Source organism: Mycolicibacterium hodleri (genome assembly GCF_025822245.1).
Classification (GTDB): Bacteria; Actinomycetota; Actinomycetes; order Mycobacteriales; family Mycobacteriaceae; genus Mycobacterium; species Mycobacterium hodleri.
On record NZ_JACKTL010000026.1, the window covers coordinates 222,166 to 242,346 of the forward strand.

General features: G+C 69.0%; 17 protein-coding genes and 1 tRNA gene. 11 read left to right on the plus strand and 7 right to left on the minus strand.

All coding sequences use genetic code 11. From position 1 onward, the window contains the following. Nucleotides 1–19: 19 nt before the first annotated feature. A complete protein-coding gene (gene mrx1, locus H7J06_RS09285; RefSeq protein WP_264038459.1) occupies nt 20–271 on the minus strand; it encodes a mycoredoxin Mrx1 in 252 nt (83 codons plus the stop codon). 97 nt (nt 272–368) lie between these two features. Between mrx1 and H7J06_RS09290 the strand changes: the two genes are divergently transcribed. The 3 genes from H7J06_RS09290 to H7J06_RS09300 all read left to right on the plus strand — a co-directional run bounded on the left by H7J06_RS09290 (nt 369) and on the right by H7J06_RS09300 (nt 3,229). After that, nucleotides 369–2,510, plus strand: coding sequence for an ATP-dependent DNA helicase UvrD2 (locus H7J06_RS09290; protein ID WP_372515283.1), 2,142 nt, complete (start codon nt 369–371; stop codon nt 2,508–2,510). A 100-nt stretch (nt 2,511–2,610) separates the two neighbouring features. Continuing rightward, complete coding sequence (locus H7J06_RS09295; RefSeq protein ID WP_264038462.1) at nt 2,611–2,796, plus strand: hypothetical protein; 186 nt, start codon at nt 2,611–2,613, stop codon at nt 2,794–2,796. Nucleotides 2,797–2,941: 145 nt separating this feature from the next. Then, nucleotides 2,942–3,229 carry a WhiB family transcriptional regulator gene (locus tag H7J06_RS09300; protein ID WP_264038463.1) on the plus strand — a complete coding sequence of 96 codons (288 nt, stop codon included), beginning with the start codon at nt 2,942–2,944 and terminating at the stop codon, nt 3,227–3,229. A gap of 37 nt (nt 3,230–3,266) precedes the next feature. Here H7J06_RS09300 and H7J06_RS09305 read toward each other — a convergent pair whose 3' ends face one another. Together H7J06_RS09305 and mrf are read right to left on the minus strand one after the other, a co-directional pair. Beyond that, the gene (locus tag H7J06_RS09305; protein WP_264038464.1) at nt 3,267–4,610 is read right to left on the minus strand and encodes a macrolide-binding ATPase MABP-1; all 1,344 of its coding nucleotides are present in this window, start codon (nt 4,608–4,610) and stop codon (nt 3,267–3,269) included. Between the two features lie 39 nt (nt 4,611–4,649). Next, nucleotides 4,650–5,849 (minus strand): ribosome hibernation factor-recruiting GTPase MRF, encoded by a 1,200-nt coding sequence (gene mrf / locus H7J06_RS09310; RefSeq protein ID WP_264038466.1) that lies wholly within the window; start codon nt 5,847–5,849, stop codon nt 4,650–4,652. 96 nt (nt 5,850–5,945) lie between these two features. Here mrf and rpmB point away from each other — a divergent pair, with 96 nt between their 5' ends. Genes rpmB through H7J06_RS09325 form a run of 3 tightly spaced genes read left to right on the plus strand, consistent with a single transcriptional unit; the run spans nt 5,946 to nt 6,902 of the window. After that, nucleotides 5,946–6,173: a 50S ribosomal protein L28 gene (gene rpmB / locus H7J06_RS09315; RefSeq protein ID WP_264038467.1), complete on the plus strand. Its 228-nt coding sequence runs from the start codon at nt 5,946–5,948 to the stop codon at nt 6,171–6,173. Beyond that, on the plus strand, nt 6,170–6,514 hold the full coding sequence (locus H7J06_RS09320) for a hypothetical protein (RefSeq protein ID WP_264038469.1): 345 nt from the start codon (nt 6,170–6,172) through the stop codon (nt 6,512–6,514). The genes rpmB and H7J06_RS09320 overlap by 4 nt, the downstream gene beginning before the upstream one ends. Then, a complete protein-coding gene (locus tag H7J06_RS09325) occupies nt 6,495–6,902 on the plus strand; it encodes a hypothetical protein (protein ID WP_264038470.1) in 408 nt (135 codons plus the stop codon). The genes H7J06_RS09320 and H7J06_RS09325 overlap by 20 nt, the downstream gene beginning before the upstream one ends. Here the strand turns inward: H7J06_RS09325 and H7J06_RS09330 are convergent. Together H7J06_RS09330 and H7J06_RS09335 are read right to left on the minus strand one after the other, a co-directional pair. Further along, a complete protein-coding gene (locus H7J06_RS09330; RefSeq protein ID WP_264038471.1) occupies nt 6,881–7,723 on the minus strand; it encodes a TOMM precursor leader peptide-binding protein in 843 nt (280 codons plus the stop codon). The two genes, H7J06_RS09325 and H7J06_RS09330, sit on opposite strands and share 22 nt — an antisense overlap. A 35-nt stretch (nt 7,724–7,758) precedes the next feature. Beyond that, nucleotides 7,759–9,135: a zinc-dependent metalloprotease gene (locus tag H7J06_RS09335; protein ID WP_275079162.1), complete on the minus strand. Its 1,377-nt coding sequence runs from the start codon at nt 9,133–9,135 to the stop codon at nt 7,759–7,761. Between the two features lie 103 nt (nt 9,136–9,238). On the opposite strand from H7J06_RS09335, the gene H7J06_RS09340 reads away from it, so the two are divergent. From H7J06_RS09340 to H7J06_RS09360, 5 genes are all read left to right on the plus strand, one after another. Beyond that, nucleotides 9,239–10,261 (plus strand): YlbL family protein, encoded by a 1,023-nt coding sequence (locus H7J06_RS09340; protein WP_264038780.1) that lies wholly within the window; start codon nt 9,239–9,241, stop codon nt 10,259–10,261. Between the two features lie 74 nt (nt 10,262–10,335). After that, the gene (locus H7J06_RS09345) at nt 10,336–13,347 is read left to right on the plus strand and encodes a UPF0182 family protein (protein ID WP_264038474.1); all 3,012 of its coding nucleotides are present in this window, start codon (nt 10,336–10,338) and stop codon (nt 13,345–13,347) included. Nucleotides 13,348–13,364: 17 nt separating this feature from the next. Then, on the plus strand, nt 13,365–16,808 hold the full coding sequence (locus tag H7J06_RS09350) for an ATP-binding protein (RefSeq protein WP_264038475.1): 3,444 nt from the start codon (nt 13,365–13,367) through the stop codon (nt 16,806–16,808). A gap of 100 nt (nt 16,809–16,908) precedes the next feature. After that, a complete protein-coding gene (locus H7J06_RS09355) occupies nt 16,909–18,267 on the plus strand; it encodes an FAD-binding oxidoreductase (protein WP_264038477.1) in 1,359 nt (452 codons plus the stop codon). A gap of 51 nt (nt 18,268–18,318) precedes the next feature. Next, nucleotides 18,319–18,392: transfer RNA gene (locus tag H7J06_RS09360), tRNA-Met, on the plus strand. Nucleotides 18,393–18,463: 71 nt separating this feature from the next. Here the strand turns inward: H7J06_RS09360 and H7J06_RS09365 are convergent. Continuing rightward, the gene (locus H7J06_RS09365) at nt 18,464–19,627 is read right to left on the minus strand and encodes a site-specific integrase (RefSeq protein ID WP_264038478.1); all 1,164 of its coding nucleotides are present in this window, start codon (nt 19,625–19,627) and stop codon (nt 18,464–18,466) included. Nucleotides 19,628–19,797: 170 nt separating this feature from the next. Next, entirely contained in the window at nt 19,798–19,980 is a 183-nt protein-coding gene (locus H7J06_RS09370) for a helix-turn-helix domain-containing protein (RefSeq protein WP_264038479.1), read from the minus strand. Between the last annotated feature and the right edge of the window lie 201 nt (nt 19,981–20,181).

A 20,181-nucleotide genomic window follows, 5' to 3' on the forward strand; every position in this document is an offset into this window, starting at 1 on the left:
CAGGCGCTCGCGGCGCAACTCAGCTGGCGAGCTTGGCCTGGACCTGCTTGAGGCTGGGGTTGGTCAGCGTGGAGCCGTCGGCGAACTTCACCGTCGGGACGACGTGGTTGCCCCCGTTGACCGAGCCGACGAACTCGGCGGCGCTGGGATCGGCCTCGATGTCGACTTCCGCGTACCCGATGCCGGCCGACTTCAGGGCGGTCTTGAGCCGGGCGCAGTAGCCGCACCAGGTCGTCGAGTACATGGTCAGCTGCGCGTCTTTACCTGTCATAGCGGTCTCAACGTTACGGAAGCCCCGCCTATTGCACCAACCTGGGCGGTGGCGCCCGGGGATGTCGGAGCAGCGCGTGTCACCGGTGCCTGACAGGATGGAGGCCATGCCGTCCCAGGCTCCCGAGGCCTCCTCCACACTGCTCGATCGTCTGATCGAGGACCTCGACGACGAGCAGCGCGAGGCGGTCCAGGCGCCGCGCGGGCCGGTGTGCGTGCTGGCGGGCGCGGGCACCGGAAAGACGCGCACCATCACCCGGCGCATCGCCTACCTGGTGGCGGCCGGTCACGTGGCGCCTAGCCAGGTGCTGGCGGTGACGTTCACCTCGCGGGCGGCCGGCGAGATGCGGGGCCGGCTACGGTCGCTCGACGAGCAGGGCGCCGACGGCGTCGGCACGGGTGCCGTGCAGGCCATGACGTTTCACGCGGCGGCCCGGCGGCAGCTGCAGTACTTCTGGCCGCGGGTGGTCGGCGACACCGGGTGGGAGCTGCTCGACAGCAAGTTCGGCGTGGTCGCCCAGGCGGCCAATCGCGCGTCGATTCAGGCCAGCACCGACGACGTGCGCGATCTCGCCGGGGAGATCGAGTGGGCCAAGTCGTCGTTGATCAGCCCCGAGGCCTATCCGGCGGCGGTGGCCAAGGTCAGCCGGGACATTCCCCTCGACGCGGCAAAGGTCGCGAAGGTCTACGCCGGGTACGAGGCCATGAAGGCCCGCCGCGACGGCACCGCGCTGCTGGACTTCGACGACCTGTTGTTGCACACCGCGGCCGCCATCGAGAGCGATGCCGCCGTGGCGCAGGAGTTTCGCGACCGGTATCGCTGCTTCGTCGTCGACGAGTATCAGGACGTGACGCCGCTGCAGCAGCGGGTGCTCAACGCCTGGCTCGGCGACCGGGACGACCTCACCGTCGTCGGTGACGCCAACCAGACCATCTACTCGTTCACCGGTGCCACCCCCGGCTATCTGCTCGACTTCTCCCGCCGCTTTCCCGAGGCCGCGGTGGTCCGCCTCGAGCGTGACTACCGGTCGACGCCGCAGGTGGTGTCGCTGGCCAACCGAGTGATCTCGATGGCGCGCGGCCGCATGGCGGGTAGCAAGCTGCACCTCATCGGTCAGCGCGATCCGGGGCCGACGCCGACGTTCAACGAGCATCCCGACGAGGTCGCCGAGGCCACCGCCGTCGCGAAGGCCGTCAAGAAGCTGGTCCGCGAGGGCACCGCCCCCGCCGAGATCGCGGTGTTGTACCGCATCAACGCGCAGTCGGAGGTGTACGAGGAGGCGCTGACCGCGGCCGGGGTGGCGTTCCAGGTGCGCGGCGGTGAGGGCTTCTTCAGCCGCCAGGAGATCCGGCAGGCGCTGGCCGCACTGCAGCGCGCGGCGGAACGCATCGACGCGGTCGGGGCGGATCTCCCGCCGGTGATCCGCGAACTGCTGGAACCGCTGGGCCTCACCGCCGAGGAGCCGCAGGGTGTCCGGGCCCGTGAGCGGTGGGAAGCCTTGGCCGCCTTGGTCGAACTGGTCGAGGAGGAGGTGGCCCTGCGGCCGTCGCTCGACACGCGGTCGCTGCTGGCCGAGCTGCGTCAGCGGGCCGACGCTCGGCACCCGCCGGTGGTGCAGGGCGTCACGCTGGCGTCGCTGCACGCGGCGAAGGGCTTGGAGTGGGACGCGGTGTTCCTGGTCGGGTTGGCCGACGGCACGCTGCCCATCTCGCATGCCTTGGCGCGTGGCGCCGACAGTGAGCAGGTCGAAGAGGAGCGTCGCCTCCTCTATGTCGGAATCACCAGGGCGCGTGTGCATTTGGCGCTGAGCTGGGCATTGGCGCGGACACCGGGCGGTAGGCAGGGCCGTCGCCCGTCGCGCTTCCTCAACGGCGTGGCCCCCCAGGCCACCTCCGAGGACGGGCCCAGCAAGCCTCGGCGACAACGCGGCGTCAGCCCTCGCTGCCGGGTCTGCAACACCGCGTTGACCAGTTCTGCGTCGATCATGTTGCGCCGCTGCGAGACGTGTCCGTCCGATCTCGACGAGGAGCTGCTGGCCCAGCTCAAGGAGTGGCGGCTCGAGACGTCCAAGGAGATGAAGGTGCCCGCGTACGTGGTGTTCACCGACAACACCCTGATCGCGATCGCCGAGACGCTGCCGGTCGACGAGGCCGCGCTGGTCGCGATTCCCGGCATCGGCGCCCGCAAGCTCGAGCAGTTCGGGCCCGACGTGCTCGCGTTGGTGAAGGGACGCCGGTGACGGGCAAAGTCGCAGGTCAGAAAATTGCTTGTCCAATTACGCTGTGAGCGTTTAGTCTCATAACCGTCTAATCCGGTCGAATCGAAGGGAGGGGAGTCACGTGATCATTACTCAGAACTCCGGCGTAGCCGTCGCCAACGCCGTCGTCACGTCGTCGCCCCTCAATGTCGCCGGGCCCGCCGCGCCGGCAGGGCATCCGATGGCCGCGATGCGTGGCGCCATTCCGGCGTACAAGCGACGCGCCGCCGCCGCGACTGTCGCGTCCGTGAATCGGGGCACCACCTAGGTACCCACAAAAGCCACATGGCCACGGACCCGACATTCACCGGATCCGTGGCCAGATTGCTTTCGGGGGACACCCGAACTTCTGGTCTCAGATCCATCAGACGTCACTCTGATCGACTTTGGACTAGGAAGAAGGTGATTCGGACATGTCCCCGCAGACATGCCGCGAGAGAACGTTGGCAGTACCTTGCCATCTGAACGACCCGGACCTGTGGTTCGCCGAGAACCCGATGGAGCTCGAACGGGCCAAGGTGCTGTGCGCCGAGTGCCCGATCCGCCGTCAGTGCCTCGCCGAGGCACTGGAACGTCAAGAGCCCTGGGGAGTTTGGGGTGGCGAGATCATCGACCGCGGCACGGTGGTGGCGCGCAAGCGGCCGAGGGGCCGCCCGCGCAAGGACGCGAAGGACCCCGTTGCGAACCCCGCCGCCGCGTAGTCGGCGCGAGGTGTCCTAGCCCCACGTATTGCTGAGGCTAGGACACCTCGTCGGCGAAGCCCGGAATGAGTTTCAGCGCAAGCGCTTTGGTCGGAACGTGGGCGTCGAGCTGACACGAGATCGCCACCACCGACGCGATGACCCGCATCGGGATGGCCAAGTTGGCCGGCAGGTCCATCGCTCGGGCGGTCCTGATCGCGTCAGCAGAGATGTCCATGTTGGCCGCCGCCATCTTCTGGAGCCACTTACGGGTGTAGTGGAATTCGTCGACCTCGACGGGTTCGACGTACTGGCGCAGCATTTCGTCGATCTCGCGGGGTGAGACCTGCTCGCCCTTCTGGCCCTTTTGGATGAAGCCGATCTTCTCCATGGTGGGCAGCAGGTTGTCGTAGTCCTTGGCCAATGCGTAGCGGACCATGAGGCCGAGTTCGACCGGCAGGCCGTCGGGCATCGGTGCGACGGCGCCGAAGTCGAGGATTCCCATCTTGTCCCCTGGCAGCAGCATGAAGTTGCCGGGGTGCGCGTCGCCGTGCATCAACTTGATGCGACTCGGTGCGTCGTAGGTCAGCTCGAACAGCCGTGTGCCCATGACGTCGCGCTGATCGGGGGTGCCGTTGCGGATGATCTGGGCCATCGGGATGCCCTCGATCCACTCCGCGACGACGACCTTCGGGGCGCTCGCGACCACCTGTGGCACCACGAAGTGCGGGTGGTCGCGGTATCCCTTGGCGAAGGCGCGTTGGTTGGCCGCCTCCAGCCGGTAGTCGAGTTCCATCTCGGTGCGTTCGATCAGCTCGTCGACGACGCCTTGGACGTCGGCTCCCGGGGACAGTTGCCGGAAGACCGACACCATCCGACGCATGGTCTTCAGGTCGGCCCGCAAGGCCTCGTCGGCGCCCGGGTACTGAATCTTGACGGCGACCTCGCGGCCGTCCGACCACACCGCCTTGTGCACCTGGCCGATGCTCGCCGACGCGATGGGGGAGTCGTCGAAGGAGGTGAACCGCTCCCGCCACTTGGTGCCGAGCTGGGCGTCGAGCACGCGGTGCACCTTGGCCGCGGGCAGCGGCGGGGCGTCCTTCTGCAGTTTGGTCAGCGCCTCGCGGTAGGGCTCGCCGAACTGCTCGGGGACGGCGGCCTCCATGACGGACAGGGCCTGGCCGACCTTCATCGCGCCGCCCTTGAGTTCGCCGAGGACGGTGAAGAGCTGGTTGGCGGCCTTCTCCATCATCTCGGCGTTAACCTCGTCCTTGGACGAGCCCGTCAGTCGCTTGCCGATTCCCAGTGCCGCTCGGCCTGCGATGCCGACCGGCAAGCTGGCGAGCTTGGCGTTGCGAGCTGCTCGTCCGCGCTTGATGTCTGCCACCCCACCATCATCCATCACGACGCTGCGGCCGGCCCATCGCGCCTGGCTACGGAACTATGACTCGGTCGTCCGGCGGTTGCCAAGAGCGTCGTCGGTTGCGGACTCGGTCAGGTCGTCGCACGGGTCCCGATGCCATTCGCCGAACGGATCGGGGTAGCCGCTCCACTCCTGCGGGGCGGCCATCTCGGCGTCGGACAGCAGCGCCCCGTGCAGTGCGCCGCGGATCTCGTCGGCCCTGGCTCCGCACACCAGGACCGTCATGGAGGTGTGCCGGTCGCCGTGGTCGCCGGACCAGATGAGGTTGGCCAGGGCGCGGCGTTCCGGCTCGACGTAGGCCAGCTCGGACGGAGTCATCGCGGCGAGCCACGTGCCGGCGGCGTCGACGCGCAACCCGCCGCCTGCGGATTGCAGCCACATCGCCTGCCGTGGCTGGGTGGCCAGCCAGAGCCTGCCTCTGGTGCGGATCACCCCGTCGAGCAGCACGTCGACGGCGGCGTGCAGCCGCTGCGGGTGGAAGGGCCGCCGGGCAGAGAACTCGACGAGCTGCACGGCTCCGTCGACTGCGAGCGGTGGCTGGCCGGCGAGCAGGGGGCCGTGCGGTCCGTCGCTGCGACCGCGACGGGCGTCGGGTTCCAGGTGGGCGAGGGCCATCTCGAGGCGGTCGGTGCCGACGGTGATGCGGGCGCGGGGGGTCAAGCGCCGCAGCACGGCCAGCGTCGTCGCCTCGGGGTGGGACGGGACGAGGACGTCGGCGAACTCGGCTTGCCCGACGACGACCTGGGCGACGGTGCGGCCGTCGTCGAGTTCGTCGTCCCCGAGGGCGTCGGTGAGCCAGCGGTCGGCGTCCAGGCAGGTGATCACGGCGTGGACCTCGACGTCGCGGGCGGCGGGTCCGTCCACGTAGCCGGGGCCGACCCTGACCCTGACGTGGTTGACCGCCCAGCAGATGGGCTCGGGTTCCAGCCAGGGCGCCAGGTGCACCACGATGCGGTCGACGTCGTCGCGTCGGTGCAGCCTGCGCAGCAGCACCAGCAGGTCGTTGCGGACGGTGCAGGCGACACAGCCGTGGGCGAGTTCGAGGACGGTCTCCGACGTGTCGAGGACGCCGTTCCTGAGCATCGTCAGGTGGCGTCGCACCACTGGGCCGTCGACGCGGTGTGCGACGACGAGGGTTCCCGGCTGGCGCATCAGCGTGCCGGTCACCGCCTCGGTGTCGCCCTGACCGGCCGTCAGCAGCACCGGGGTCCGAAGCATGCTCCTCCTTATTGGTAATCATTGTCATTAATGTCGTTTGGACAGTACAGTCCACGGCGGGGGTTGTCGAAAATGATTGTCGATAAGGAGTAGAACGTGTCCGCACATTGTCAGGTCACCGGCCGCACACCTCACTTTGGCAACGCGGTGTCCCACTCGGGGCGTCGCACTCGCAGGCGCTGGTCGCCCAACGTGCAACGCAAGACCTATTACCTGCCGTCGGAGGGCCGCCGCATCACGATTCGGGTCAGTGCCAAGGGCATCAAGGTGATCGACCGCGACGGCATCGAAGCGGTGGTCGCCCGACTGCGGGCGAAACGATGAAGCCCTACACGGTCGTCGTATGCGGGGCCTGCGCGTCGGACGGAGGCTCGGCCGCCCTCGACGCCCTGCGGGCCGCGGTCCGCCGCAGCCGGCACGGAATGCTGATCACCACCGGCTGCCCGTGGGAGCGCCACGCCTGCGCCGGGTCGGCCCCGGGCCGTGTCACCGTCGTGGTGCAACCCTGCGACGTCGACCGCAGGCCCGACGGGCCGGCTCGACGGCTCGGGCCGGTCGGCTCCGGTGACGTTCTCGCGGTGTGCCGATGGCTCGAACGCGGCGACTGGGACGCCCCGCTGCACGTGTGGTGGGACGCGAGACGCCATGTCGGCAGCCACAACTGAGGCGTTCCGTTCCGAACGACTCGACGAGATGGCCTGTGGGACAGTTGAACTCAGTGTGCCGCTACGCGACGGCGTCATCCAGATCGGTGCCGGCGGCCAGGCCGACGTGGGGCGGATCCGGGTGTCGAAGAAGCGACGGGCGATCACGGTGTTTCGCGTCGACGGCCGGCCGATGCAGGTCGACATCGTCGCCGACGCGCAGTCGAGCACCCGCGTGTTCGCCGTGCCGGTGCGCGTACTGAGGCTGGCGCGGTCGGAATCGCGGTGGTCGGTCGTGGGCAAACTCGTTGGCGCCCATCGGCTCTCGGACGTCAAGAGGTTTGCCGACGTGGTGGGCACCTTCGCCGTCGCCAAACAGGCCAGGGCTCAGCAGGCGCACCGCGGGTGACGCGTCCACCGTCGGCTGGTCGTCGACCCGGTGCGCACGTCGAACTCCAGGGTGGTGTCGAGGGTGGGCGGTGGATCGCCTGCCCGGCTCGGGTCCCCGGATTCGCGCACGGCCGCCATCACGCGGTCCACCTGGCTCAGGGCCAACGCCGCGGTGCCCAGCATCGTGGCGCGGTCGGCGCTGCCGACGGCGTCGCGCAACTGCGCGGCCACCGCCGGCCACGCCGCGTCGCGGTCACTGCGATAGAGGTCGGCGCATCCGAGACAACTGGTCACCCCGGGGATCACCAGGGGACCGACAAGCCCGGTGCCGTCCCGCACGTAGACGGGCAGGTGCGGTATCCGGTCCCGATGCAGCTCACGTAGCAGATGCGGGTCGGCGGCCAGGAAGTCCGACAGCACCACCAGGTCGGTGGTCCCCGGCGTGCCACCCGCGTGGTTGAGCCTGCTCTGCGTCACGCGGGCCCCCGAACAGCGCAGCGCGCCCGCCAGCAGGTCCGACAGGGGACCGCGGCCGTGGATGCGAATGAACGCCGATCGGGTGCGCGGCGGCGTCGCCGTCGCGAGTCCCTGCTCGACGAGCGAGCTGACCAGGTCGGTCACCGCGGTGACGTCGGCGATGCCCCGGTCGACCGCCAGCGCGCACAATTCCCGGGCGCTCACCCCGCATTGCATGGCGCGCAGAAGATCGGCCAGGGCGGTGGCGGACAAGCCGTCGGGTGGCTCTACGAGCATGGCGCGCCGCGGATCCCAGCCCACCTGCACCGCACCGTCTGGTCTGACGAGCACCGGCATGGCCGGATTGAGCGTGTGGCTCGACATGCGCCGACTCTGCCACGGGACCGCCCAGCGGCGCTTTAGTTATCCACAGGCCCGGTGTCGGGGCCCAGCTCGCCGTCGAAGTCCTTCTCGAGGTCGGCGATCGCCTGGTCGATGCCGCTGGTGTCGCCACCCACCACGCGGTCGATGAAACCGGCGGGTTCGTCGAGGTCGTCGGAGCCCGGCAGCAGGTCGGGGTGCTGCCACACCGCGTCACGGGCGTCCGCGCCGACGGCTTGGGTCAGCCGCTCCCACAACACCGCGGCCTCCCGCAGTTTGCGGGGTCGCAGTTCCAGACCGACCAGCGTCGCGAACGTCTGCTCGGCGGGTCCGCCGGTCGCGCGGCGGCGGCGGAGCGTCTCGCTCAGCGCGACGGTCCCGGGGATGCGGTCGCCGAGGGCGTCGGTCACCACCGTCTGCACCCACCCCTCGATGAGGGCCAGGAGCGTCTCGAGGCGTTCGAGGGCGACGACCTGTTCGGGGGTGGACTTCGGCTCGAAGATGCCCTGGTTGAGCAGCTGCTCCATCGCCGTCGGGTCGGACAGCGACGCGGGGTTGAAGCCCTGCGCGAAGTCCTCGATGCCGCTCATGTCGACCTTCATCCCGCGGGCGAAGGCCTCGACGGCGCTGAGGAGCTGTGTCGCCAGCCACGGCACGTGACTGAACAGTCGATGGTGTGCCGCCTCCCGGGCCGCGAGGAACATCATGATCTCGCTGCGCGGCTGCTCGAGCCCCTCGGCGAGCGACTCGATGGCCTCCGGCATCAGGGCGGCCACGCCCTTGGGGCCCAGCGGCAAGCCAATGTCGGTGGAGGTCAACACCTCTCGCGACAACGTGCCGAGTGCCTGGCCGAGCTGCGACCCGAAGGCCATGCCGCCCATCTGCGTCATCATCGCCATCAGCGGGCCGGCCATCGCCCGGGCCTCCTCGGGCAGGGCCTGCGCCCACACCGTCGACATCTGCTCGGCGACCGGGTCGCACAACCTCTTCCAGGTGGCGAGGGTGTTGTCGACCCAGTCGCTGGGCGTCCACGCGACCGAGCTGGTGGTGCCCGCGGGCAGGGGAGTGACGCCGTCGAGCCACGTGTCGGCCAGCCGTACCGCGTCGGCGATCGCCGCGCTGGTCTGCTCGGGCACGGGCTTGACGAACCCGATCGAACTGGACGCGAGCTGACGCGCCAGGTCGTAGTTGACGGGGCCGGACTGCGCGCCGCCGGCCATCGAGGTGCCTGCGCCGCTGAACATCTCGCCGAGCTTGGAGAAGATCTGTCCGAGGTTGTTCATGTCGAAGTCGCCGCCGCCGAATCCGAACGGATCCGGTGACGACCCCGCGTTGGGATCCTTCTTGCGGTCGTCTCGGTCGGGGTCGTCTCCCTTACCGTCTGAGGAAGAGAAGCCGAAAGGCTGGTCAGGCATGGCGTCCACGGTACTCACCGGACGCGCTCGGCGTGGGCTCGCGGTCACGCCGAGAGTGAACGGGTCCGAACGGACCCCTACTGTGGGCACCGTGATGGGTGGATTGAACCGGCGCATGATGACGCTGGTGGTGGCGTTGGTCCCGATCGTCGCCTTCGGTCTGCTGCTCTCGGCGGTGCGGGTGCCGTTCGTGGGGCTCGGTCCGGGTCCGACGTTCAACACCCTCGGCGAGGTCGAGGGGAAAGAGGTCGTCGATGTCAAGGGCACGGACGTGAGACCGACGTCGGGCAACCTGAACATGACGACGGTCAGCCAGAGCGACGGCCTCACGCTCGGGCAGGCGCTGCGACTCTGGATGTCGGGCACCGAGCAGCTGGTGCCCCGCGATCTGGTCTACCCGCCGGACAAGAGCAAGGACGACATCGACAAGGAGAACACCAGCGACTTCAAGCGGTCCGAGGACAGCGCGGAGTACGCGGCGCTCGGCTACCTGAAGTACCCCAGGGCGGTCACCGTCCAGACCGTTTCCGACCCGGGCCCCTCTGCGGGCAAGTTGGAGGAGGGCGACGCCATCGACCTGGTCGACGACAAGCCGGTGGCCAACCTCGAGGAGTTCACCGCCGTCCTCAAGGCCACCAAGCCCGGTGACCAGCTGGTGGTCGACTACCGCCGCAAGGGCGGTTCCATCGGCACCGCGACCATCACGTTGGGCAAGAACCAGGATCGCGACTACGGGTTTCTCGGCGTCGGTGTGGTCGACGCGCCATGGGCGCCGTTCACCGTCGACTTCAACCTGGCCAACATCGGCGGCCCGTCGGCCGGGCTGATGTTCAGCCTCGCGGTCGTGGACAAGCTGACCACCGGTGACCTCAACGGCGGCAAGTTCGTCGCGGGTACCGGCACCATCAGCGTCGACGGGAAGGTCGGGCCGATCGGCGGCATCACCCACAAGATCTACGCCGCGAAGGAAGCCGGGGCGACGGTGTTCCTGGTGCCCGCCGAGAATTGCGACGAGGCCAACACCGCCCACGAGGACGATCTGAAGTTGATCAAAGTGGAGAACCTGACCGGCGCCGTCGACGCATTGAAGACCTATTCGGCTGGTGGCGAACCACCCCATTGCTGAGAAACCGCTTTGGTGCGGATGCGTAGAGTTATGGCACGCCGAACCGCGGCGTGACGACCGACTGGAGTTGACGAGTGGGGATGCGGCCTGCGGCGCGAATGCCGAAGCTGACTCGACGTAGCCGGATTCTGATCGGGTTCGCCCTTGCGGTGGTGCTCCTGCTGCTGATCGGCCCGCGCCTGATCGACACCTACGTGGACTGGCTGTGGTTCGGCGAACTCGGATACCGGTCGGTGTTCACCACGACCCTGATGACCCGGGTGATCGTGTTCCTGGTGACGGCGCTCCTCATCGGCGGCGTGGTGTTCGCCGGGATGGCGCTCGCCTATCGCAATCGCCCGGTGTTCGTCCCCACCGTGGGACCCAACGACCCGGTCGCCCGGTACCGCACCTCGGTGATGGCCCGGCTGCGGCTGTTCGGCGTCGGCGTGCCCATCTTCATCGGTCTGCTCGCCGGACTGGTGGGGCAGACCTATTGGGTGCAGGTGCAGTTGTTCCTGCACGGCGGCGACTTCGGGGTGGCCGATCCGCAGTTCGGCATGGACCTCGGCTTCTACGCCTTCGACCTGCCGTTCTACCGGCTGGTGCTGAACTTCCTGTTCGTCGCGACGTTCCTCGCCCTGGTGGCGAATCTGCTGGGGCACTACCTCTTCGGTGGCATCCGGCTGGCCGGTCGCACCGGCGCGCTGAGCCGCTCGGCGCGCATTCAGCTCGTCACCCTGGTCGGCACGCTGGTGCTGCTCAAGGCGTTCGCGTACTGGCTGGACCGCTACGAACTGCTCAGCCACACGCGCGGCGGCAAGCCGTTCACCGGCGCCGGCTACACCGACATCAACGCCGTGCTGCCCGCCAAGTTGATCCTGTTGGCCATCGCTCTGATCTGTGCGGTGGCGGTGTTCTCCGCCGTCGTACTCCGCGACTTGCGAATTCCCGCCATCGGGGTGGTGCTCTTGCTGCTGAGCTCGTTGATCGTCGGTGCGGGCTGGCCGTTGATCGTCGAGCAGTTCAGCGTCAAACCCAATGCCGCGCAGAAGGAAAGCGAATACATCAGTCGCAGCATCACCGCGACTCGGCAGGCCTACGGGCTCACCGACCAGAACGTCACCTACCGCGACTACACCGGCGACGCGGCCACCACCGCGCAACAGGTGGCCTCGGACCGGGCGACGACGTCGAACATCCGACTGCTCGACCCCACCATCGTCGGCCCTGCGTTCACGCAGTTCCAGCAGGGCAAGAACTTCTACTCGTTCCCCGATCAGCTGTCGATCGACCGCTACGACTCCAACGGGAACCTGCGTGACTACGTGGTCGCGGCGCGGGAACTCAACCCCGACCGGTTGATCGAGAACCAGCGCGACTGGATCAACCGCCACACCGTCTACACCCACGGCAACGGCTTCATCGCCTCCCCAGCCAACACGGTCCGCGGCGTCGCGAACGATCCCAACCAGAACGGCGGCTATCCCGAGTTCCTGGCGAGCGTCGTCGGCGCCAACGGCAGTGTCGTGTCGCCGGGGCCGGCACCGCTGGACCAGCCGCGCATCTACTACGGCCCCGTCATCGCCGACACGGCCGAGGACTACGCGATCGTCGGCAAGAACGGCGCCGACCGCGAGTACGACTACGAGACCAACACCGACACGAAGAACTACACCTACAGCGGCAGCGGTGGCGTGCCGGTCGGCAACTGGCTTGCGCGCAGCGTGTTCGCGGCCAAGTACGCCGAGCGGAACTTCCTGTTCTCCAACGTGATCGGCGAGAACAGCAAGATCCTCTTCAACCGCGACCCGGCGAAGCGCGTCGAGGCGGTCGCCCCGTGGCTGACCACCGACACCAGCGTGTACCCGGCCATCGTCAACAAGAGGATGGTCTGGATCGTCGACGGGTACACCACCCTGGACAACATCCCGTACTCGGAGTTGACGTCGCTGTCCTCGGCGACGGCCGACTCCAACGAGGTGGCGCTAAACCGCCTGGCGCTGGACAAGCAGGTGTCCTACATCCGCAACTCGGTCAAGGCCACCGTCGACGCCTACGACGGCACCGTCACGCTGTACGCCCAGGACGAGACCGACCCCGTGCTCAAGGCGTGGGAGGCGGTCTTCCCCGGCACGGTGAAGCCGAAGTCGGACATCTCGCCGGAGCTGCAGCAGCACCTGCGCTATCCCGAGGACCTGTTCAAGGTGCAACGGGCGCTGTTGGCGAAGTATCACGTCAACGACCCGGTGACGTTCTTCTCGACGTCGGACTTCTGGGACGTGCCGCTGGACCCCAACCCGACGGCCAGCAGTTTCCAGCCGCCGTACTACATCGTCGCCAAGGACATTGCGTCCAACGACAATTCGGCCTCGTTCCAGCTGACGAGCGCGATGAACAGATTCCGCCGAGACTTCCTGGCGGCCTACATCAGCGCGAGTTCGGATCCGGCCACCTACGGCAAGATCACGGTGCTGACCATCCCGGGTCAGGTGAACGGTCCGAAGCTGGCCTTCAACGCGATCAGCACCGACACCGCGGTCAGCCAGGACCTCGGCGTCATCGGCCGCGACAACCAGAACCGCATCCGCTGGGGCAATCTGCTGACGTTGCCGGTGGCGCAGGGCGGTCTGCTCTACGTCGCGCCGGTCTACGCCTCGCCGGGTGCCAGTGACGCGGCGTCGTCGTACCCACGCCTGATTCGCGTGGCGATGATGTACAACGACAAGGTCGGCTACGGCCCGACGGTCAGCGACGCGCTGGACGAATTGTTCGGTGCGGGTGCGGGAGCCACGGCGACCGGTCCCGCCCCGACGCTGCTGCCGAACGGTCAACCGCCGGCCGCCGCGGCGGCGAACCCGCAGCCCGGCCAGCCGCCGGCCCCACCGCCTGCCAACCAGCAGGGTCAGGCCCCCGAGGTGCCCACTCCGGTGGCCGTCCCGGGCGGACCGACCCAGCTGTCGGCGGCGAAGGCTGCGGCGCTGCAGGGCGTTCAGACGGCACTGGACGCCATGCAGACGGCTCAGCAGAGTGGCAACTTCGCCGAGTACGGTCAGGCGTTGCAGAACTTGGACGACGCCATGGCCAAGTACCGCGAGGCGAAGTAGTCCCCTAGGGTCGTTCGGTGCGTTATCGGGTGCTCGGGCCACTGAGGGTGGTGCGCGGGGACTCCGAGGCGCCGGTCGACGTCGGCCCGCTCAAGCAGCGCGCCGTGCTCGCGGTGCTGCTGCTGGCCCAGGGGCGGGTCGTCTCCGTCGACCGGCTGGTCGACGCGGTGTGGGGCGACGAGGTCCCGGGGAGCGCGACGGCCAGTCTGCAGGCCTACGTGTCGAATCTGCGTCGGGCGCTTCGCGGCGGCTCGGGAACCGCGGAGGCGGCGTCCGCCTCGCCGATCGTTCGGCAGTCGCCGGGGTACTACTTGGCCGCCGACCCGGACGACGTCGACCTGAGCGTCTTCGCTTCGGCGGTCGGACGCGCGGCGTCGGCGGTGGAAGCGCACGACTGGCACGTGGCGCTCGAGCGGACCGACGCCGCAATGTCGTTGTGGCGCGGGAACTTTCTGGAGGATCTCCGGGACCAGCCGTGGGTCGGCCCGGAGGCGTCGGCGGCCGAGGCGATGCGGCAGGACTGCCTCGACTACCGCATCACCGCGCTGTTGGCTACGGGTCGGGTGCCCCTTGCGCTGGCGGCGGCCACTCGGCTGAACGCGGCGGATCCGTTGTCCGACCGCGCCTGCTGGTTGCACGTCTTGGCGCTCTACCGGGCCGGCCGGACCTCCGACGCGCTGGAGGCCTACACCCGCCACGCCCGCACGCTGGACGACGAGCTGGGGCTGCAGCCGGGTTCGGAGCTGCGAGAGCTGCAGACCGCCATCCTGCGGCAGGCGCCGGAACTCGCCGCGTGGCCGCGACCTCCGGAATGGACGGGGGCCGCCGAGGTGGCCACCCCGACGGTCACGACGCCGGTGGCGGCCGAACCGGTCGAGTCGCCGCGGCACGGCACTCTGGTCGGACGGCAACGCGAGTTGGCCACGGTCGCCGGACTTCTCGCCGACGTGTCCGGCGGTGCGACGCGGTGGCTGGTGCTGTCGGGTCCGCCGGGGATCGGTAAGACCCGGCTGGCCGAGGAGGTGGCCGGGCGGGTCGCCGAGGTCGACGGCCGGGTGGTGTGGATCAGCTGTCCCGACGAGTCGGCGACCCCGCCGTGGTGGCCGATGCGCCAGCTGGTGCGGGCGCTGGGCGCCGACGCCGACGAGTTTCTGCAGGTGCCGGATGACGCGGACCCCGACACGGCGAGATTCCGTGTCTACGAACGGGTTCAGAGCCTGCTCGAGTCGGTGCGCGACGTCCGGGCCGTCGTCGTCGACGACGTGCAGTGGGCGGATTCGGCGTCGACGAGCTGCCTGGCCTACGTAGCAGGCGCCCTGCGGGACCATCCCGTCGCGATCGTGGTGACCGTCCGCGACGGCGAACACACCCCCGAACTGAGGCGGCTGCTCGGCACGGTCGCCCGCGGCGCGCGCAACCGGCACGTCGAGGTGCCCGCACTGTCGACGCTCGACGTGGCCGCGCTGGCGACTCAGGTCGCCGACGAGACCGTCACCCCGGCCGAGGCGGCCACCCTCGCCGAGCGAACCGGGGGCAACCCGTTCTTCGTGTGCGAATACGCGCGGCTGCCGCGAGACGAGCGGCAGGGCAACGAGATTCCCGTTGCGGTGAAGTCGGTGCTGGACCGGCGCTTCGCCGGGCTGGACCCGGCCGTCCTGCAGATGCTGCGCACCGCGGCGGTCGTCGGCGACGACGTCGACGTGGCGGTGCTCGCGAAGGCCACCCGCCTCGAGGTGGACACCCTGGCCGACTACCTCGACGAGGCCGCCGACGAACGCATCGTGGTGCCGTCACACACCGGTGACGGGTACGCCTTCGCCCACGGACTGCTGCGCGAACAGCTGATCGCCAGCATGCCGGCACTTCGCCGACAACGCCTGCACGCCAGGGTCGCCGAGGTGTTGGCCGACGGCGTGGGGGCCGACGCGCTGACGCGGCGGGCGGTGCACCTGGTGGCGGCGCAGCCGTTGGTGGAACCCGACGTCGTGGTCGAGGCGTGTCGTCGCGCGGCCGAGGAGGCCACCGAGCGGTGGAGTTCCGACATCGCGGCGACGTGGTGGCAGGCCGCGCTGGACGCCTACGACCGACTGCCCGCCTCGGCGCGCGACGAGGGCGAACGGGACGCGCTGACGGTGGCAATGCTCGAGGCCCATTCCCGTGCTGGCAGAGGACGATTGGTCCTCACGACCGTAGAGCGGTACCTGATCGAGGCGCTTCGGGCGGGGCGGACGACGACCGCGGGCTTGGTGGCCAGTGCGCTGCTGCGGGCCAGCGGTGCGTGGCCGTGGCTCGCACCGGGGGAGGACCCCGGCGACCTGCTGAGGGTGCTGGAGGATGCGGCGGAGGTGGCCGACCGGGATGTCGGTGCGGGCGCTCGCGTACTGGCCGCGCTGGCGGTGGGACACTGCTACAACCCGGACCCCGAGGTGCCGGCGGCGTATCTGGACCGGGCCGAGCAGCTTGCCGAGTCGACCGGCGATCCCGACGTCCTCGCCGACGTGCTGACGGGACGCCTGATCACCTACTCCGGGGTGGCGACCGCCAGTGAGCGCACCCTCGTCTGGGCTGAGCGCCTGAACGCGCTGCGGCACAGTCGCTCCCGCGAGGATCGGGTGATCTCGAATTCCGTGTGCACGATGTCCGAGATGAACCTGGGCGACGTCGACGCGGCGGCGCGCCGCTTGGCGGTCGGCATCGAGGGCAGCGAGGCGCTGGTGTTGCCGGTGATGCGGGCCCAGTTGCGCTGGATGGAGGCGGTGCTCGCGGTGTGGCGCGGTGACTTCGCCGAAGCCGAGCGGCACCACCGCATCGCGGCCCACGTTCACGAGCAGACCGAATTGTACGGCGCCGGTAGCGGTTTGATGGCAGAGGTGTCGTTGCTGCGGGAGACCGGCGGTCCCATCGACCCGCAGTGGCTGACGATGGCGGCCACGCCGGAGACCGGGGGGCAGAGCATGGCGGACCTGGTCAGGACCTCCCTGCTGACCGTCGCCGACGGGCCGGAGGTGGCGTCGGTCGCCGAGGCGTTGCTGTCGGACTGGCTGGCCACGCGGGTGCGGCCCCACGTGTGGACGACGCTGGGGCACCTCGTGTTGCTCGCCCACCTCGCCGCGGACAGCGGGCTGACGCGCTACGCCGACGCGCTCCTGGAGGAGCTGCAACCGTTCGGCGACCGGATCGCCGTGGTCGGCCAGATTGGCGTCGTGGGGCCGGTGGCGCTGGCGACGGCCCGGCTGCACCTGCTCGCCGGTGACCGCGACCAGGCGCGGGCCGACGCGGCGCGGGCCAGGGACGTCGCCGAGCGGACCGGTGCGACACCGACGTTGGTGCGGTGCGCGCTGCTGGCCGCGGAGTTGAGCGAGTCGGCTGTCGAGCGGCGCGCCCTGGCGGCGGAGGTCGCGGTCGACGCCCGGCGCCTCGGAATGCTCGGGGTGGAAGCCGCCGCGCTCGCGCTCGCCTGACCGCCGTTGGTCGATTCTTGGAGCCGCGGGTCCAAGAAACGTCCAAGCGCCGCGCGTGATCCTTTCGGTCGACGACAGAGTCCCGTTGAAAGGATCCCCGATGAATTCCGTGACCATGATCGACGCCGACGGCCTGGAGCTGTTGCGCAGCTACGTCAGCGCACCCGTCGCGCTGCCTGGAGAGCGTGTCTACGACCGGGCGGCGCCGTGGAACGTGGCGGTGCCCGTGCGCCCCGCTGCGGTGGTCCTGGCGGCCACGGCGACCCACGTCGCCGAGGTCATGCGGTTCGCCGGTGAGCGAGGCTTGCGGGTGGCGGTGCAGGCGACCGGTCACGGCGCCGTCCCGATCGGTGCCGACACGGTGTTGGTGTTGACCGCCGGGCTGAGCGAATGCGTGGTCGACCCCGACGCGCGGACCGCTCGCGTGGGAGCCGGCGTCCGGTGGCAGACGGTGTTGGACGCGGCCACGCCGCACGGTCTGGCGCCGCTGTGTGGTTCGGCTCCCGCGGTGGGCGTCGTCGGCTTCCTCACCGGCGGGGGAATCGGTCCGCTGGTGCGCACCGTGGGGCTGTCCGCCGACCACGTCCGGGCCTTCGAGCTGGTCACCGGTGCCGGCGAGGTGCTGCGCGTGACGCCCGAGGAGCATGCCGACCTGTTCTGGGGCGTGCGGGGCGGCAAGTCGACGCTGGGCGTGGTCACCACGGTGGAGATCGACCTGCTGCCGATCAGCGAATTCTTTGGTGGCGCACTCTTCTTCGACGGGGGGCACGCCGGCGACGTCATGGGGGAGTGGCAGCGGTGGACGGCCGACCTGCCCGACACCGTCAACACCTCGATCTGCATCCAGCAGCTGCCGCCGCTGCCGGGCATCCCCGAGCCGCTGGCGGGTCGGATGACGGTCGCGGTGCGGTACACGGCGGTGGGTGACGTCGCGGAGGCTCAGCTGCTGCTGCAGCCGATGCGCGAGGCCGCACCGGTGCTGATCGACGCCGTCGGGGTGCTGCCGTACGCGGCGATCGGTGCGGTCCACGCCGACCCCGTGGACCCGATGCCCACCCACGAAGACCACGCGCTGCTGCGCGAGCTGACCGCCGAGACGGTCGACGCGATCCTCGCCGCGTGTGGGCCGGGGTCGGGGTCGCCGCAGACGATCGTCGAACTGCGGCTTCTCGGTGGGGAGTTGGCGCGCGAGCCGCGGCACCGTAGCGCGTTCTGCCATCGCAACGCCGCCTACGCGCTGTCGGTCATCGGCGTGCTCGCCCCGCCGGCCGGTGAGGCCGTCGCCGCCCACGCCGCCGACCTGGTCGCCGCGGTGGCGCCGTGGGCGACGGGTGGGCAGATGCCCAACTTCGCGGCGTCCAACGATCCGGGCCGTCCCGCGCGCTGCTACAACGAGGACGCGCTGCACTGGTTGAGGGCACTCGCCCGACGCTACGATCCGGCCTCCGTGATGCGCTGAGCAGCCGATTTGGAGGTATGGGGGCTGCTCGGTAACCTTGTGTTCACCCGTCGCGGGGTGGAGCAGCTCGGTAGCTCGCTGGGCTCATAACCCAGAGGTCGCAGGTTCGAATCCTGTCCCCGCTACTAGGCAAAACGGCCCTCGGAGATCCCTCCGGGGGCCGTTTTCATGCCACTTGTGAACGGATTTGTGAACGTCACGTCTCGTGAACGCCGTCCGCGGCGGGATACAGGTCTGGACCTAGCAGGAACGAGGCTGCCTGCTCTGCTGCCTCGCGATCGTCCTTCTTGAGGACATGGGCGTAGGTCTCCAGGAAGAAACCCACGTTGGCGTGACCGATGCGGTCACTGACCACCTTGGGGTTCACGCCAGCCTTGAGAGCCGCCGTCGCGTACGAATGGCGGAGATCGTGGAACGTGATGCGGGCGAGGCCGTTGGCGGCCGCCAGGCGGTCGAATCGCTGTCTGATGGTGTCCGGGTGAGGTGGGCGGCCGTCCTCGAAGGTGAACACGTAATCGCCGGCGTGGTAGTCGGTGCCGAAGAACGCCCGCTCGCGATCCTGGATCTCCTTCCAACCGCGAAGAGCCGCGACCGTCGCACGGTCGATGGAGATCGTCTGGTCGGCGTTCTTGGTCTTGCCGCCGGATTCGTTGCGCACGCGTCCTCCGACGACGACTCGATTGTCGTGCACGGTGATCTCACCGGCTCCTAGGTCCACGGAGGACCATTTCAGCCCGCACATCTGGCCGCGGCGAATACCGGTGGTCAGCTCGAGGAGGAACAGGGCGGCGAACCGATCACTCTGAATCGAGGCGAGGAACGTCTGGATGTCCTCAGTCGTCCATACCTTTCGACGGGTTCGGGCAACCTTGGGCGGCTTGACGTTGCTCGCCGGATTGTCGGTGATGTACTTCCATGCGACGGCGTCCACCAGCGCGCGATGGAGCATCGCATGGACGTTGCGAACCGTCTTGGGCGCCAGGCCTGGCGGAGTCTTCTTGGGGATCACGCCGGACTGGTAGCGCCGTACCGCTGCGCGTGCCGCGTGGATCGTGACGTCACAGGCCACCGCGACCGCTCGCGGCGTCGGAGCCTTCCCCTTGGCGGCCTCGCTCGTCCAGTAGGCGTACATGTCGGAGTCGCGGTCGCGCTTCACCCGTCCCTCGGCAAGGAGCTTTCCGTAGAGCTTGAGCAGTTCCGGTTCGTTGAGACCCTGGAGGCGGCTGCCGCCGATGCGAGGAATGACGTATGCCCGCGCGTAGTCACGCCAGCTTTGCCAGGTGCTCGCGTCCACCGTCGGTTCAACGGCGACCAGCCACTCGTTCAAGAATTCGGCGAGAGTTCGGTTCGAGGGTTTCATGATTCGGCCACGGTCGGCCTCACGCATTGCCTCGCGGCAGGCTTTCCAAGCTTCCTTTTCGGTCGGAAACCCACCCTTGGTCACCCAGGGGAACTCACCGGTCGCAGAATCGCGTTCTGGAGCACGAAACCTGTAAGTCCATGTCCTACCACGCGAGTAGACGGCGCCCTTCATGACGCCATCAGATCGCGCAGTCCCGAGGTCACGACGTAGACCCGGCCGCCGAGACGGCGAGTCGGAATTTCGCCCGTGGAAACCAGCCGATAGGCCGCGGCGCGACTGATACCGAGGAGCTGCGCCGCACGCGGCACGGCAAGGAGCAACGGGAGTTCGTTGAATACGTTGTCTTCCATTGGGTCTCATCACTCTCAGGTGTGTCGAATTGTCGCGATGCGTCTCTGCGATCTCCCCAGTGTGCGTCTCGTCGCCCCTATGCGGATCCTCGTCGCGAGCCCGCTTCAATCTCAAGAGTGGGCTGACACAACTGTAAATCTCACGGCTGACACTCAATGCAGAATTGTGCGTGCTGAGGCCATTCGTGATACCGGCGTACC